At 71.4% G+C, this 13,548-nt stretch carries 17 protein-coding genes; 4 read left to right on the top strand and 13 right to left on the bottom strand.

Annotation, left to right across the window (positions count from 1 at the left end; genetic code table 11):
• Nucleotides 1–144: 144 nt before the first annotated feature.
• The 3 genes from ACFQRD_RS05540 to ACFQRD_RS05530 are packed head-to-tail and all read right to left on the bottom strand — an operon-like array spanning nt 145 to nt 2,109.
• Nucleotides 145–858, bottom strand: a complete 714-nt coding sequence (locus ACFQRD_RS05540; protein WP_377016546.1) for an ABC transporter permease — start codon at nt 856–858, stop codon at nt 145–147.
• Nucleotides 855–1,568: an ABC transporter ATP-binding protein gene (locus tag ACFQRD_RS05535; protein ID WP_377016548.1), complete on the bottom strand. Its 714-nt coding sequence runs from the start codon at nt 1,566–1,568 to the stop codon at nt 855–857. The genes ACFQRD_RS05540 and ACFQRD_RS05535 overlap by 4 nt, the downstream gene beginning before the upstream one ends.
• Nucleotides 1,561–2,109, bottom strand: a complete 549-nt coding sequence (locus ACFQRD_RS05530; protein WP_377016550.1) for a helix-turn-helix domain-containing protein — start codon at nt 2,107–2,109, stop codon at nt 1,561–1,563. The genes ACFQRD_RS05535 and ACFQRD_RS05530 overlap by 8 nt, the downstream gene beginning before the upstream one ends.
• A gap of 193 nt (nt 2,110–2,302) precedes the next feature.
• Between ACFQRD_RS05530 and ACFQRD_RS05525 the strand changes: the two genes are divergently transcribed.
• Together ACFQRD_RS05525 and ACFQRD_RS05520 are read left to right on the top strand one after the other, a co-directional pair.
• Nucleotides 2,303–3,019: an ABC transporter ATP-binding protein gene (locus tag ACFQRD_RS05525; RefSeq protein ID WP_377016552.1), complete on the top strand. Its 717-nt coding sequence runs from the start codon at nt 2,303–2,305 to the stop codon at nt 3,017–3,019.
• Entirely contained in the window at nt 3,016–4,626 is a 1,611-nt protein-coding gene (locus tag ACFQRD_RS05520) for a hypothetical protein (protein ID WP_377016554.1), read from the top strand. The genes ACFQRD_RS05525 and ACFQRD_RS05520 overlap by 4 nt, the downstream gene beginning before the upstream one ends.
• Nucleotides 4,627–4,632: 6 nt before the next feature.
• Here the strand turns inward: ACFQRD_RS05520 and ACFQRD_RS05515 are convergent, their stop codons facing one another.
• Together ACFQRD_RS05515 and ACFQRD_RS05510 are read right to left on the bottom strand one after the other, a co-directional pair.
• On the bottom strand, nt 4,633–4,830 hold the full coding sequence (locus tag ACFQRD_RS05515; RefSeq protein ID WP_377016556.1) for a hypothetical protein: 198 nt from the start codon (nt 4,828–4,830) through the stop codon (nt 4,633–4,635).
• Between the two features lie 94 nt (nt 4,831–4,924).
• Nucleotides 4,925–5,164, bottom strand: coding sequence for a hypothetical protein (locus tag ACFQRD_RS05510; protein ID WP_377803555.1), 240 nt, complete (start codon nt 5,162–5,164; stop codon nt 4,925–4,927).
• 307 nt (nt 5,165–5,471) lie between these two features.
• Here ACFQRD_RS05510 and ACFQRD_RS05505 point away from each other — a divergent pair, with 307 nt between their 5' ends.
• Entirely contained in the window at nt 5,472–6,368 is an 897-nt protein-coding gene (locus ACFQRD_RS05505; RefSeq protein WP_377016560.1) for an alpha/beta fold hydrolase, read from the top strand.
• Here the strand turns inward: ACFQRD_RS05505 and map are convergent.
• A complete protein-coding gene (map, locus tag ACFQRD_RS05500) occupies nt 6,316–7,122 on the bottom strand; it encodes a type I methionyl aminopeptidase (protein ID WP_377016562.1) in 807 nt (268 codons plus the stop codon). The two genes, ACFQRD_RS05505 and map, sit on opposite strands and share 53 nt — an antisense overlap.
• A gap of 61 nt (nt 7,123–7,183) precedes the next feature.
• Here map and ACFQRD_RS05495 point away from each other — a divergent pair, with 61 nt between their 5' ends.
• The gene (locus ACFQRD_RS05495; protein ID WP_377016565.1) at nt 7,184–7,489 is read left to right on the top strand and encodes a helix-turn-helix domain-containing protein; all 306 of its coding nucleotides are present in this window, start codon (nt 7,184–7,186) and stop codon (nt 7,487–7,489) included.
• Here ACFQRD_RS05495 and ACFQRD_RS05490 read toward each other — a convergent pair.
• Genes ACFQRD_RS05490 through ACFQRD_RS05460 form a run of 7 tightly spaced genes read right to left on the bottom strand, consistent with a single transcriptional unit; the run spans nt 7,486 to nt 13,527 of the window.
• On the bottom strand, nt 7,486–8,157 hold the full coding sequence (locus ACFQRD_RS05490; RefSeq protein ID WP_377016567.1) for an endonuclease III domain-containing protein: 672 nt from the start codon (nt 8,155–8,157) through the stop codon (nt 7,486–7,488). The genes ACFQRD_RS05495 and ACFQRD_RS05490 overlap by 4 nt on opposite strands.
• On the bottom strand, nt 8,154–9,299 hold the full coding sequence (locus ACFQRD_RS05485; protein ID WP_377016569.1) for a cation diffusion facilitator family transporter: 1,146 nt from the start codon (nt 9,297–9,299) through the stop codon (nt 8,154–8,156). The genes ACFQRD_RS05490 and ACFQRD_RS05485 overlap by 4 nt, the downstream gene beginning before the upstream one ends.
• Complete coding sequence (locus tag ACFQRD_RS05480) at nt 9,296–10,366, bottom strand: sulfate/molybdate ABC transporter ATP-binding protein (protein ID WP_377016571.1); 1,071 nt, start codon at nt 10,364–10,366, stop codon at nt 9,296–9,298. The genes ACFQRD_RS05485 and ACFQRD_RS05480 overlap by 4 nt, the downstream gene beginning before the upstream one ends.
• Nucleotides 10,363–11,196 carry an ABC transporter permease gene (locus ACFQRD_RS05475; RefSeq protein WP_377794080.1) on the bottom strand — a complete coding sequence of 278 codons (834 nt, stop codon included), beginning with the start codon at nt 11,194–11,196 and terminating at the stop codon, nt 10,363–10,365. The genes ACFQRD_RS05480 and ACFQRD_RS05475 overlap by 4 nt, the downstream gene beginning before the upstream one ends.
• Nucleotides 11,197–11,202: 6 nt before the next feature.
• Nucleotides 11,203–11,967: a molybdate ABC transporter substrate-binding protein gene (modA, locus tag ACFQRD_RS05470; RefSeq protein ID WP_377803554.1), complete on the bottom strand. Its 765-nt coding sequence runs from the start codon at nt 11,965–11,967 to the stop codon at nt 11,203–11,205.
• Entirely contained in the window at nt 11,964–12,374 is a 411-nt protein-coding gene (locus tag ACFQRD_RS05465; RefSeq protein WP_377016577.1) for a molybdopterin-binding protein, read from the bottom strand. The genes modA and ACFQRD_RS05465 overlap by 4 nt, the downstream gene beginning before the upstream one ends.
• A gap of 55 nt (nt 12,375–12,429) precedes the next feature.
• Nucleotides 12,430–13,527 (bottom strand): YeiH family protein, encoded by a 1,098-nt coding sequence (locus ACFQRD_RS05460; protein ID WP_377016579.1) that lies wholly within the window; start codon nt 13,525–13,527, stop codon nt 12,430–12,432.
• Nucleotides 13,528–13,548: the final 21 nt, after the last annotated feature.

Raw genomic sequence — 13,548 nt, 5'->3', positions numbered from 1 at the left:
CGCTGCAGAGCACCGGCGACCTCACGATGTTCACCTCCGCCCTCCGGGTCCGACCGCCGCCTGGCGAGGATCTCCCAGCATGATCGTGCCGAGCTCGAACGCCTCCTGCTCGCGCTGCTGGGCCCTGCGGACAGCTGATCCTGCTCACCGATCCAGTTGCAGTCTGCTCCATGCACGGCACGTCAGCGCGGCGAACACGAGCGGAACTCCGACGGCCGCGAACGGGGCTGCGGCACCGGCGGCGCCCGGTGCGGCGATCGCCGTGACCTGGACCGCGATGAGCACGCCGAGTACCACGGCGATGCCCGCCAGCTGACCCCGCCACACCGTCGCGGCCCAGGCCGCCGGGAGCCCGAGCAGTCCGACGCCGAACGTGAGAGCGGCCTGCTCCGCCAGCTGGCGCAGTACCTCGCCGTCGACCGGCCCGAGGCGGAGCAGCAGACCGGTCGCCAGGAGCAGCAGCGACAGGACCAGGGCGATGCCGCCGACCCACGCCAGATGCACGATGAGTTTCGCCAGCGCGATCACGGCGCGGGGGGCCGGGATGGCGAACAGGCCCGTGATCGTGCCCTCGGCGAACTCCCGACCGAAGGTCCAGCTCAGCACGACGCCGAAGGCGAGAAGACCGCCTGCTGCGGTGATCTGGGCGGTCACGCCGGTCAGGAGCTCCCAGCCCTCGGCGTCGGCCAGCGGGCCGAGCTGCGCGAGGATCTGCTGGTTGCCGGCACGGGCCGCGGCGACCAGGGCGCCCACCAGCACCGCGATGCCGCCCACGACCAGCAGCGTCGCGGTGCGCACGACCCGCGACGACCAGGCCTTGTACCCCTCGACCCGGATCGCCGTGGCGAGTGCGCTCATGATCTCCGGCTTTCATCATCGGCCCGGACCAGCTCGAAGAAGGCCCTTTCGAGTTCTTGCCCTGCGGGGTCCAGGCTCCCCACGATTCGCCCCCGGTTGAGCACGGAGATCCGGTCGGCGATCCGCGCGACCTCGTCGAGGTGGTGGCTGGAGACAAGGATGCCGGCACCACCGTTGGCCCGGCGCTGCAGCACGCGGCGCAGCAGGAGTACCCCGGCGGGATCGAGGGCGTTGGTCGGCTCGTCCAGGATGATCAGCTCGGGCTCGTGCTGCAGCGCGACGGCCAGGCCCAGGCGCTGCCGATTGCCCTGCGAGAGCTTGCGTGCCGGGACCGCGGCGTAGCGCTCGAGGTCGAGTTCCGCCAGCACTGCCTCAGAGCAGTCGAGGTCGCTGCCGCGGAGTCGGGCGGCGAGCTGGACGTTTGTGCGGGTGCCGAGCTCCGGGTACGCGAAAGGTTGTTCCACGAGGTGGCCGACGCGGCGCCAGGCGGTGGCCGGGAGCTGCTCGAGGCGCCGGCCGTCGATGCAGACCTCACCGCTGTCGAGCCGGAGCATGCCCAGGGCCGCCCGCATCAGGGTCGTCTTGCCGGCGCCGTTCAGCCCGACCAGAGCGTGGATCTCTCCGGCGGCGACGTGCAGGTCGAGGCCGAGCAGACCGGCCTGTGGCCCGAACGTTCGCCTCGCACCCCGCAGGCTCAGCCGCTCAGACAAGGCGGCCTTCAAGGGTGCACAGGGACGCCTCGACGGCGTCGGCCATGGGGAGGGAGTCATCGTGCGCCCATTCGAACAGCGCTGCCGTCAGTGCCGCCATCACGGCGGCCGCGGCCGCACGTGCGGCCAGGCGTGAGCAGGCGGCGGCAAGCTGCTCGGCGATGGCTTTCTCCGTGGCAGAGGTGGCGGCCGCCATGTCGGCACGGAGTGCATCAGAACCGGCGATGATCCGAACTCGCCGACGGACCGTGTCCAGCTCGCGCTCGTCCAGTGCGGTGAGGGCATTCCGAAGACCGCGCGTCGCTCGCAGCAGGGGAGGCAGTTCCGGTGCCTGCGCACCGACCGCGGCGGCGATCGCCGGGTCGTAGGGGTCGACGGTGACCACGGCGGCCTTGCTCGGAAAGTGGCGGAAGAACGTCATCTGGGTGACTCCGGCCGCGTCGGCGATCTGGGCCACCGTCGTCCGCTCGAAGCCCTGGGTCTCGAAGAGCTTCAGCGCGGTCTCGATGAGCCGGGTATGGGTGTGCTCGTGACGGGCCATACCGAGATGTTAGTGACTAACATTCCGCGGTGTCCACAGTCAGTGCGGGATCGACATGACACCTGGGTTGTCGCCGTGTGGGAACTGTGACAGGTTTGATGTCATGGATCGACGCACTGCGGGGCCGGATGAACCAGAGGCGCAGGGTCCCGACCCGGGCCGCGCACCCGCGCCCGCGGTCCGGTTGTCGGGGTTGACCAAACGCTTCGGTGACCATGTCGCGGTCGACGCGATCGATCTGACCGTGCCGCGCGGCATGTTCTATGGGATCGTCGGACCCAATGGCGCCGGCAAGTCCACCACTCTGTCGATGATCGCCGGACTGCTCGCCCCGGATTCCGGAACCGTCGAGGTGGCCGGATTCGATGCGGCGCGGCAGCGGGAGCAGGTCCTCGACGCGCTGGGCATCATGATGGAAGGGCTCTCCTTGCCGGAGCGGCTCACCGGTGCGGAGCTCCTCGAATACACGGCCCGGCTGCGGGGAGTGGGACCGCAGTGGCGCGAGCGCGCCCACGACCTGCTCGAGGTCCTCGAGCTCGACCGTGCGCCGACGACCCTGATCGTCGACTACTCCACCGGCATGCGCAAGAAGATCGGCCTGGCCGTGGCCCTGATGCACCGTCCCCGGGTGCTCGTTCTCGATGAGCCCTTCGAAGCCATCGACCCGGTCTCGGCCCGCGCCATCGAGGGTCTGCTCGGCCAGTACGTCGCCGGGGGCGGGACGGTGCTGCTGTCCAGCCACATGATGGAGGTCGTCGAGCGCACCTGCGAGCGTGTCGCCCTGATCCAGGGCGGGCGGATCCTCACCGAGGGCACGCTCGCCGAGGTCAGGGGCGAGGGAACGCTCAACCAGAGATTCCTGGACCTCGTCGGCACCGCCCCGCAGCGAGACATCGCATGGCTGGGATGAGCACGACCGTCACCTTCGCCGCCATGCGATGGCGGATCATCCGCACGGGCCCGAACGACGAACGTGCCTTCGGGCTGGTCGCCGGGCTCCTCGCCGCGGTCGCCGTGATCGTCCTGGCCGTCCTGGCCCAGGGCGGGGACGTGCATCCCAGTTGGGTGACCGCCGCGATCTCGCTGGTCGGGCTGACCTGGCTGATCGGTCCGGTCCTGCTGCCGGGGTCCGCCCCGGTGCTCGATCCGCAGTGGTTCCGCACCCTGCCCCGACGGCCCGTGCAGATCGCCCGCGAGATGGCGCCGAGCGAAGCGATCAGCGTCGGCACCGTGATCACTGCCGTGACTCTGGTCAGCATGGTGATCCTCGTGGCGCCGCTCGGCCCTCTCACCATGCTCCACGCAGCCGTGGCCGCGATGGCACAGCTGTTCTTCCTGCTCTGGCTGGGTCGATGCGCCGCGGCGCTGGTCTCACGCCTGCTGCGCTCGAGGGTCGGCATGTGGGTGGCGGCGGTCCAGATGTCGGTGCTGCTGGCGATCTCCTTCGCCGGGTGGGTTCCGGTGGTCGCCCTCTTCCTCCCCCGGCTGGGGGAGGGGGACTCGGAGATCGTGACTCCGGCGGCGCCCGGGGCGATGCCCGCACCGCTCGAGAATACGCTGCTGGCCCTGCCGACCGGGTGGGGGCTGGCTGCGGTCCGGGCCGTGACCTCGGGCGACGGGACGGTCCCGGTCCTCGGTGCCGTACTCCCGCTGATCGGCCTCGTCATCATCGGCCTGGTCCTGTGTCGCACATGGATCGCCCTGACGGCGTACACCATCTCCCGTCCTCCGGCGCGGATCCAGAATGCGGTGCGAGCACCGGATTCGGCAGCGCGGACCGGCCTTCGTGCCGGTGGGCCCGTCCGGGGCGTGGCCGATCGGGAACTGGCGACCTGGTTCCGCGATCCCCACCGCAAGCTCGGGCTCGGGCACGCCTGGATCACTCCCGTGTTGATGATCGCGCTGGTGGCACCCACCAGCTGGTCCTGGGCGCTGCCGTTCATCGGGGTGATGGCGGCGGTCTTCGGCGCGATGGTCGCGGTGAACACCTACGCTCTGGACGGCACCGCGCTGTGGCAGCTGCTGACCACGCCTGGGGCCGTGCGGGCCGACGTGCTCGGCCGCCAGGCGGTCTGGATGATCCTGTTCGGGCTGCCGATCGTGGTCCTGACGATCGTGCTCTGCCTGATCAGCCAGTCGCCGCTGTGGGCGCCCGCGCTGGGGATGACGCTCGCGGCCACCGGAGCTGCCTGCGCGGGCGCGCCCCTGTTCGCCGCCCTGATGCTGGCAGTCGGCGCCGACGCACGGGACCGGGTCTCGACCTCCGACGACTCCGGCAATGCCGCCGGGGGTGAGTGGACCGTCTTCGTCGCCGTGGTCGCAGCGGCGATCATCCCAGTGGTCATCGGGGGCCTCGCCGGCGCGGGATGGCTGGTCCATCTGCTGCTCGGCGCGGGGGTGGGAGCGGCTGCGGTCGCGGGGCTGACGCGCATCACCCGGGCCCTGCTGGACCGTTCCGGCCCGGCCATGCTGTCGGCCTTCTCCTCGGGCGACGCGACGCGGTTGAGGAAGTCGTGACGAGGATCAGGGTGCCGTGAGGCGGCCACCGAACTCGTCGGACCCGTCGGACCCGTCGGAACTGACGGACCCGTCGGACCCGTCGGAACCGTCGGACCCGTCGGAACCGTCGGAACCGTCGGGCTGGCGCAGGATAGTGCGCAGCCGCTCGGGGGCGGTGCGGCGCGGATCGCCCAGGTAGATCTCGTGATGCCGGTCCCGCATGCTCAGGCCTGCGCGGGGATCACCTCGCGGTGCCTCTGCTGGAGCACGGGCCCTTCCGTGTCGCATGCCGCGCCCGGCGTGCTCGGTGGCATGGTCATCCCTCGTTCTCGATCTCGGCAAGCGCGGCGTCCATGTGGTGCAGCACGCGCAGCGTCGCATCGAGCTCGGCCGCCGTCAGATCGCCGCCGACCCGGCCCATCAGCTCGTGCTCGCGCCGGCTGACGGAGTCGATAGCTGCTCGGCCCGCGGCGGTGAGCCGCACCAGGGCCGAGCGGCGGTGGGCCGGATTCTCGGCCAGCTCCACGTATCCGGCCGCGCGGGCATCGTGGACCATGCGTTGAACGAACTGGCGACTGAGATCCTGCGCGCGCCATCTGGGGAACCGTGAGTTCACCCTCGCGGTGCAGCTGGTCCAGCACGTTCCGGACTCCGACGGACATGCCGTTGATCGGCTCGTGACGCTCGACGATCCGTGATGCCCGGCGGTACACGGGCCCGAGCGCGACGTACACCTCGGCCAGGCGGGTCGCGAGCGTGTCGCGGTCGAGGGGTTCGTGCGGTGCTGGGTGGCGGGGTGCGGACATGCCCCGAGTATGGCACCCGGGTTGTCAACACGGCGGGCGTATGACACCTTGGTTGTCATGACGCACGAGACGCAGTTCCTCGATCTTCCGGACCAGCGCATCGCCTACTACGACCTCATCCCTCGGCCCGTTGAGACGGCCCCGCCATCCGGTGGTTCCGCGGGACATGCGTCCGAGGCCGTCCCACTCGTCCTGCTCCACGGCGGGGTCGTCGACAAGCGCATGTGGCACCCGCAGCTGAAGGCCTTCCCGGACCGCCGCGTCATCGTCCCCGACGCGCGGGGGCACGGGGAGTCCTCGGATGCCGAGGCCCCGTACCGTCTGGCCGACGACGTCGTGGCTCTGCTCGACGCGCTCGAGATCGACCGCGCGGTACTGATCGGGCTGTCCATGGGCGGCAGCACCGCCGTCGACGTCGCTCTCGAGCACCCGGGTCGCGCGGCTGCGCTCGTCGCCAGCGGCACCGGCACCAGCGAGCCCGAGTTCACCGATCCCTGGACCCTGCAGGTTCTCGCCGACTGGCAGCGGGCGCAGGAGGCGGGAGATCTCGAGGAGTGGCTCGGGGTCACGGAGCGCTTCGTCGCCGGGCCGGCGCGGTCGATCGACGAGGTCGACCCGGCGGTTCGTGAGCTCTGCGCGAGGATGGCCCGCGAGACGGTCACCGATCACCTGCGCGTGGGGGAGGACGGCGTTCCGATCCCTCCGCAGCCGCCGACGCCCGTGACCAGGACCTGGGAGCGACTCGAGCAGGTCACGGTCCCGGTCCTCGCGCTGTGCGGAGCGCTGGACAGTGAGGATCATCGGGCGCTCGGGCGGAGGCTGGCCGAGACGGTCGCCGACGGGAGCTACCGCGAGGTGGCCGGGGCCGCCCACTACCCGAATCTCGAGAACCCCGAGGACTTCAACGACGCGCTGCAGCGGTTCCTTCACGGGGAGGATCGCTCGGCAGGGTGAGGACCTCTGCGCCCTGCCCGGTGATCGCGATCGTGTGCTCGCTATGCGCCGCACGGGCGCCCGTGGCACTGCGCAGCGTCCATCCGTCCGCGCCGGTGATCAGCTCCGCCGTATCAGCCATGACCCAGGGCTCCAGGGCGAGCATCAGGCCCGGGCGCAGCCGGAACCCGCGACCGGGCCGGCCCGTATTGGGCACGTGCGGATCCTGGTGCATCGTCGAACCGATGCCGTGCCCGCCGAACTCGGTATTGATGGCGTAGCCCGCCTCGTGCAGCACCGTGCCGATGGCATGGGAGACATCGCCGAGCCGGGCCCCGGGGACGGCAGCGGCGATCCCGGCATCCAGTGCGCGCCGGGTCGCCTCGATCATCGCCACACTCTCCGGGGGAGCGGAGGTGCCTACGACAACACTGAGGGCGGCATCCGCGGCGATCCCGTCCCGGACGACCGCGAGATCGAGCGAGAGCAGGTCCCCATCGGCGAGCGCCTGGTCCCGGGGCATGCCGTGGAGCACCGCATCGTTGACGGCCGTGCACACGTAGTGCCCGAACGGTCCGCGCCCGAACGACGGCTCGTAGTCGACGTAGCAGGAGGTGGCTCCGGCCTCCTCGATCAGCTCCTGCGCCCACTGATCGATCTCGAGCAGATTGGTGCCGACGGTAGTTCTCTCCCGGAGCGTGTCCAGGACGTGGCCGACGAGGGCGCCCGTCGCGCGAGCGCGGACCAGTTCGTCGGGAGTGAGGATCTCGATCATGGGGCCTCCCAGGGAGCCGATAAGTATCCCGGTAAGACTATCCCGGTATTAGTATCGGGACATGGTCAGACTTCCCCTCACCCCCGCAGAGGTCGCCCGTGGAGAGCGCCTGGGGTCGCTCCTGCGCCGTGCGCGCGGCAATCGGCCGCTCCTCGAGACGGCACTGGAAGCCGGTCTCTCCCCGGAGACCCTGCGGAAGATCGAGTCGGGACGTGTCGCCACGCCGGCCTTCTCGACGATCGCCTCCATCGCGCATGTCCTGAGTCTGTCTCTCGATGAGATCTGGGCAGAGATCAGCGCATCCGATCAGGAGACTGCGGACGATGGGAGCGCGCGGGCCGACTCTGATCACCGGATGGCCTCCTAGGCGGACGCGCCTGCCTGCACTCCGCGCCGGGCGGGAGAGGCCTTGCCCTCCTCGACGATGAGCCCGTGCAGCTCGGCGAGCTCGGGAACGCTGAATCGCGCGCGGTCGAGAGCCGGGGCGAGCCGGCGGCGGAAGGCCCGGTACGAGCCGGGCACCGCATGGCCGCGCAGAGTGAGGAGCCGTCTGGCGTACTCATCGCAGATGAACGCCGGCCGGCTGAAGCAGTACAGGGCGATCGCGTCGGCCGTCTCCTCGCCGATGCCCTCGACCGCGAGCAGCTCGGTGCGCAGGTCGCCATCGCTGAGCTCGGACGCCGTGGGGCCTCGCTCGAGCGTCCACCGCGCGAGCGCCAGCAGCCGCCCCGGTTTGGTGCTGGCGAACCCCGAGCCGCGCACGAGGTCCCGGATACGATCCTCGTCGGCCGCGGCGAGCTGGCCGGGCTCCAGCAGGCCGGCACCGCGCAGGTTCGCGATCGACGCGGCCGCCTGCTCCCATCGGCTGCGTTGGACCAGGACCGCGCCGACGGCGATCTCGAAGGGCTCCTCTCCCGGCCACCATGCTCCGAGCGGCCCGTGCGCCTCCAGCAGGTCGCGCTGGAGCGCCCGCAGATCCGCCTCGGCCAGCGGGAGCAGCGCTCCGGGCGAGGCGGCGGCCGGCGCGCGGCTCACCGCGCCGTGTACCAGTCCGGCAGAGGTTCGGGGGCCAGCCGCTGCGTGTCACCGGGCCGGGTGAGGGTGAGCACGGCCCGCATCACCACCGGATGACTCTCCAGCTCTTCCTCGATCGCCTGGATCCGTCGCTGCAGCTCCGATTCGCGCACGTCGCCGACGACGTCGACCGAGGCGACGACGAAGAGCTTGTTCGCCCCCACCCACTCGGTGTGCAGGAAGCTGACGGACTGGATGTCGCGGTGGTGGACGAGATGGTCGAGCACCTCGTGGCGGGCCAGCGGTGAGCCGCCCTCGCCGGAGAGGAAGTCGCTGTTGCGCATGATCAGCAGGACCGCCACGACGCCCAGCAGCAGGCCCACCAGGATCGACCCGATCGCATCCCACACCGCCTGCCCGGTGATCTGGTGCAGGGCGATGCCCGCAGCGGCGATCACCAGCCCCAGCAGCGCGCACGAGTCCTCCGAGAACACGGCTCGCAGCATCGGGTCCGAGGTGGTGCGGATGTAGCGCAGCGGCTTGATGCCGCGCTCCCTGGCCCCGCGGACGGCCTGGCGCGTCGCCTGGAGGAACGAGACCCCCTCGAAGACGAACGAGACCGCGAGCACGACGTAGGCCCACGTGTACGTGGCCTCCTCGCTCGGGGCGCCGAGCTCCTGGATGCCGTGCCATACGGACACGCCGGCACCGACCGCGAACAGCCCGATCGCCGCGAACATCGACCACACGTATCCGGCGCGGCCGTAGCCCAGCGGATGCGAGCGGTCGGGGGCGCGGCGGGAGCGGCGCTCGCCGATCATGAGGAACACCTGGTTGCCGGTGTCCGCCCACGAGTGCGCCGCCTCGGCGAGCATCGAGGCGGAGCCGGTGAGGATCGAGACCACCGTCTTGGCGATCGCGATGAGGAAGTTCGCGCAGAACGCGATCAGAACGGTCAGGCCGCTCTCGCCGCCGCCACCGGACGGCTCGGCCGGGCTGCCGTCGCCGGCGGCTTCGATCCCGCCACCGTTGCCGGTGCTCCGGTCAGTCCGACCCTGTGCGTCGTCCCGCTCCTGTGCGTCGTCCCGACCCGGCGAGCTGCCGGGGCGCTGTCCGGAGCCGGTTCCCGTGGTGCCCGTCGCCGTCGTGTTCTCGTCGCTCACGGCCCCATTGTGCGCCGCGCGGGGTAGATGGTCACATCCTCGGGCGCGACCCGCGGGTGGACCCGACTGCCCGGGCGGATTGCCGATTCGGCCACGACCTGCGGTGACAGGTCCGCGGCGAGGTCCTCGGTGCGCACTCGCACGAGATCGCCGTGCGGTTCGAGGGCGACGACCGAGCGTTCGGCCATGGCCGCCGCGCCCGCGCTCGCGGGGGCCGAGCCGAGCTCGACCGCACTGGGGCGGAAGACGGCGTGGACCGCGTCGCCCGGCCTCGCCCCACCGCGCAGACCGCCGGCGAGCCTGTCGTGCCCCGGCAGTGCCACGGCCGTGCCGTCCCAGGTGCCGTGCAGCAGATTGAGCCCGGCGAAGCGGGCCGCGAAGGCGCTGCGCGGCAGCGTGAGGACCTCCATCGTCGGCCCCTGCTCGCGGACATGGCCGTCCACGATGACGGCGGTGGTATCGGCCAGAGTCATCGCGTCGAGCGCGTCATGGCTGACCACGAGCGCGCTGCGATCGGCGAGAAATCTGCGCAGCAGTTCGCGCAGGCCGGGGGAGACATCCACGTCGAGGGCGGAGAGCGGCTCGTCCAGCAGCAGCAGACGCGGCCGCGCGGCCAGCGCCCGGGCGATCGCCGCGCGCTGCGCCTGCCCGCCGGAGAGCTGGTGGGGCCGCCGCTGCGCGAGCTCCTGAAGACCCACGTCCTCCAGCCGACGCCGAGTCTCGGCCCGCGCTGCCGCGCGGGGCACACCGAGGCTGCGGAGGGCGAACAGGATGTTCCCGGCCACGGTGAGATGCGGGAACAGGACCGGATCCTGCGTGAGGGTCGTGACGTGGCGGGAGTGCGGAGGCACCCAGGCGCGTGCGCGCCCGTCGGTCACATCGGCGAGCACGCGGCCGTCGAGCTCGACCCGTCCGGTGCGGGGTCGCAGCGTCCCGGCGATCACGCCCAGCACACTGGACTTGCCGGCACCGTTGGGACCGACCAGCGCGGAGGTCTCCCCGGCCGGCAGCTCCAGGGCGAGATCGAGCCCGCGCTCGGGCATGGTCACCCGTACCGACAGACTCATGCGGCGGCCCGCCGCCGGGCGATGGCGATGACCATCACGGCGACGATCATCAGCACGAAGGACAGCGCCACAGCGGCATCCGGATCGCTCTCGCGCTGGAGGTAGATCTCCAGCGGCAGCGTGCGCGTGGTGCCCTGCAGGCTGCCGGCGACGGTGATCGTGGCGCCGAACTCGCCGAGCGCCCGCGCGAAGGACAGCACCGTGCCCGAGGCCAGGCTCGGCAGCATCAGCGGCAGCGTCACCCGCAGCAGCACTCTGCTGGGCCGGGCGCCGAGCGAGGCGGCGGCCGCCTCGTACCGCGTACCTGCGGTGCGCAGCGCCCCCTCGAGGCTGATGACGAGGAAGGGCAGCGCGACGAAGGTCTGCGCGAGCACCACGGCGGCGGTGGAGAAGGCGACCTGGATGCCCAGGACCTCGAGGTGCCGCCCGATCAGTCCCTGGCGACCGACGGTGTACAGCAGGGCGATGCCGCTGACCACCGGCGGCAGGACCAGGGGGATCAGCACGAGGGAGCGCAGCAGCGAGATGCCGGGAGCACGGGCACGGGCGAGAAGCAGAGCCATCGGCACCCCGAGCACCACGCACGCGGCGGCGCTGGTGGCCGCGGTCTGCAGGCTGAGGCGCAGCGCAGCCAGGGAGGACTCGCTGGTGATCAGCGCCCAGAAGCTGGACCACTCGACCCGGGTCGACATCGCGACCAGGGGCAGCAGCACGAACAGGGCACCGATCAGAGCAGGGACCAGCACCCAACGGGGCAGTGCGGAGCCGGGAGCGGGCGTGGCCGAGACCGTGCCGGTCCTAGGGCGTGAGGGCGCGGGGCGTGAGGACATCGCAGCTCACGCACCGGCGAAGCCATAGCTGCTCAGGACCGTCCGGCCGTCCTCGCCGAGCACCAGATCGATGAACTCCTCGCCGAGATCGGGATGGGCCGTACCGGGGACAGCCGTGATCGGATATGTGTTCACCGCGCTCGCCGCCTCGGGGAAGGTGATCCCCTCCACGGCGTCTCCTGCCTTCTGCACGTCGGTGACATAGACCAGGCCGGCGCCGGCCTCGCCGCTGGTGACCTTGCCCAGCACGTCGGTGACGCTCTGCTCCTCGCTGACCGGGGAGAAGTCCAGACCCGCCGCGTCCTGGACCTTCTCGGCCGCGGCGCCGCAGGGTACTTCCGGCGCGCACACGACCAGGCGCACCCCGTCGCCGGTGAGTGAGGAGAGGTCCGTGATCCCCGCGGGATTGCCGGGCGGGACGGCGATCATCAGCGTGTTCGTCGCGAAATCGGTGGGTTCGGCGTCCTCGAGCTTGTCCATGTTCGCGGTGTCGGCCGAGGCGAACACGTCGGCAGGGGCGCCTTCGCGGATCTGGGCGGCCAGCGTGGAGGATCCGGCGACGCTGAGCGCGACGTCGACGTCCTCATGGGCGGCTTCGAACTGTGCTGCGAGCTCCTCGAACGGCTCCTGGAGCGAGGCGGCCGCATACACGGTGAGGGTGGTGGGGTCCTCGGAGCTCGCGCAGCCCGTCGCACCGAGGCCCAGAGCCAGGCCGGCGATGGCGGCGAGCAGACCTCGCCGCGCCGGAGCACTGATCGCGGGCGAGATCATGCCGACGTGCCCGCGTCGGTCGTCTCGATGATCACCTGCGTGGCCTTCACCGACGCGGTGGCGACCTTTCCCGGTTCCAGCCCGAGATCACGGGCGGCCTCGCTGCTCATCAGCGAGACCACGCGGAAGGGGCCGCACTGCAGTTCGACCTGTGCCATGACGGTGTCCATGACGACGTCGGTCACGAGGCCGACGAATCGGTTGCGCGCCGAGGAGCGCACGCCGTCGTCCATCTCGGGACCGACCGCGAGCTCGCGCGCCAGGCGAGCGACGTCCACGCCCTCGAGCACCTTGCGCCCGGCAGCGTCCGTGGTCGCGGTGAGGGTGCCCCGCTCGATCCGGCGCCGGACGGTGTCCTCGCTGACTCCCAGGAACATGGCAGCCTCTCGAACCCGCATCTGCGTCATGAACGCCAGTATAGGGGCGCAGATGCGGCCCTTGCTGGCAGGCCGGTTCCGGAGGTCAGGCCACGATCAGGACTCCGGCCAGCGCGATCGACGCGACGACGAGGGTGGACAGCGCCGCCAGTGCGAACGGGCGCAGGCCGACCCGGACGAGCCGACGCACCGACACCCCGCACCCGAGGGCGAACATCGCCGCGGCCAGCAGGATCGTCTGCAGCACGGACCCTGCCTCGAGAACGACCACCGGAAGGGGCACGAACGAGCCCAGCAGCACCATCGCCAGGAATCCGAGCACGAACACCGGCACCAGCGGCGGGCGCTTCGCAGTGGGCGGGACACCTCCGGGGCCGGCTGCGGGGCCGCCTCCGGGATCCGCGGCGTCGCGTGCATCGAGCCCGGCGGTCGCTCGGGCGGCCGCGCCGACGCGCCGCCGCTGCCGCATACCGAGCACCGCCATCACCGGTGCGAGCATCAGGACGCGGGCCAGCTTGACCACGACGGCGACCGCGAGCGCGCCTCCGCCGAGCACTCCGCCGGCCGCCACCACCTGAGCGATCTCATGGATCGAGCCGCCGGCCCACAGGCCGGAGGTCATGGGCCCGAGCCCCAGCACCGCCGAGGCCGCAGGGACCAGGCCGATCATCAGCGTGCCGAACAGCACCACCAGGGCGATCGCGGTGACCGTGCGTTCCTCGTGCTCGTCCTCCGGATCGGTGACACCCGCCGCGGCAGCGACCGCGGCGGCCCCGCAGATCGAGAAACCGCAGGCGATCAGGAGAGTCAGACCCGGCTCGACCTTCAGCAGCCGTCCCAGTGCCAGCGTCCCGAGCATGCCGCCGCCCACGACGGACATCACCACGAGCAGCATCGGGGCGCCCAGGGCGAGGATGTCCCCGAGCACGAGCTGCAGGCCGAGCAGCACGATCCCCGCCCGGAGCAGCACCTTCGCGGAGAAGTCCAGACCCGGCTTGACGCTGGCGGGCAGGTTCGTCGTATTGGCGACGACGATCCCGGCGAGGATCGCCAGGATCAGGGCGCTCACGCCGGGCAGAGAAGCGGCCGCCACCGCGGCGGCGACCGCGACGAGCAGGCACAGCGCCACCCCCGGCATCAGCCCGCGAGGCACCGCGGCAACGGTGAGGGCAGGCGCGGACATGCCAGGACTCTTCCACGGTGC

Source organism: Brachybacterium sp. GCM10030268 (assembly GCF_042666305.1).
GTDB lineage: Bacteria > Actinomycetota > Actinomycetes > Actinomycetales > Dermabacteraceae > Brachybacterium.
Note: the sequence above shows the minus strand (reverse complement) of the source record. Positions and strands in the feature narration are given on the sequence as shown.

Excerpts from the sequence above, each read along its gene's own strand:
- ACFQRD_RS05540 (WP_377016546.1), bottom strand. The coding sequence starts at position 858 with ATGAGCGCACTCGCCACGGCGATCCGGGTCGAGGGGTACAAGGCCTGG.
- ACFQRD_RS05530 (WP_377016550.1), bottom strand. The coding sequence starts at position 2,109 with ATGGCCCGTCACGAGCACACCCATACCCGGCTCATCGAGACCGCGCTG.
- ACFQRD_RS05465 (WP_377016577.1), bottom strand. The coding sequence starts at position 12,374 with ATGACGCAGATGCGGGTTCGAGAGGCTGCCATGTTCCTGGGAGTCAGC.
- ACFQRD_RS05475 (WP_377794080.1), bottom strand. The coding sequence starts at position 11,196 with ATGTCCTCACGCCCCGCGCCCTCACGCCCTAGGACCGGCACGGTCTCG.
- ACFQRD_RS05480 (WP_377016571.1), bottom strand. The coding sequence starts at position 10,366 with ATGAGTCTGTCGGTACGGGTGACCATGCCCGAGCGCGGGCTCGATCTC.
- ACFQRD_RS05510 (WP_377803555.1), bottom strand. The coding sequence starts at position 5,164 with ATGGTCCACGATGCCCGCGCGGCCGGATACGTGGAGCTGGCCGAGAAT.
- modA (WP_377803554.1), bottom strand. The coding sequence starts at position 11,967 with ATGATCTCGCCCGCGATCAGTGCTCCGGCGCGGCGAGGTCTGCTCGCC.
- ACFQRD_RS05495 (WP_377016565.1), top strand. The coding sequence starts at position 7,184 with ATGGTCAGACTTCCCCTCACCCCCGCAGAGGTCGCCCGTGGAGAGCGC.
- ACFQRD_RS05520 (WP_377016554.1), top strand. The coding sequence starts at position 3,016 with ATGAGCACGACCGTCACCTTCGCCGCCATGCGATGGCGGATCATCCGC.
- ACFQRD_RS05505 (WP_377016560.1), top strand. The coding sequence starts at position 5,472 with ATGACGCACGAGACGCAGTTCCTCGATCTTCCGGACCAGCGCATCGCC.
- ACFQRD_RS05515 (WP_377016556.1), bottom strand. The coding sequence starts at position 4,830 with ATGCGGGACCGGCATCACGAGATCTACCTGGGCGATCCGCGCCGCACC.
- ACFQRD_RS05460 (WP_377016579.1), bottom strand. The coding sequence starts at position 13,527 with ATGTCCGCGCCTGCCCTCACCGTTGCCGCGGTGCCTCGCGGGCTGATG.
- map (WP_377016562.1), bottom strand. The coding sequence starts at position 7,122 with ATGATCGAGATCCTCACTCCCGACGAACTGGTCCGCGCTCGCGCGACG.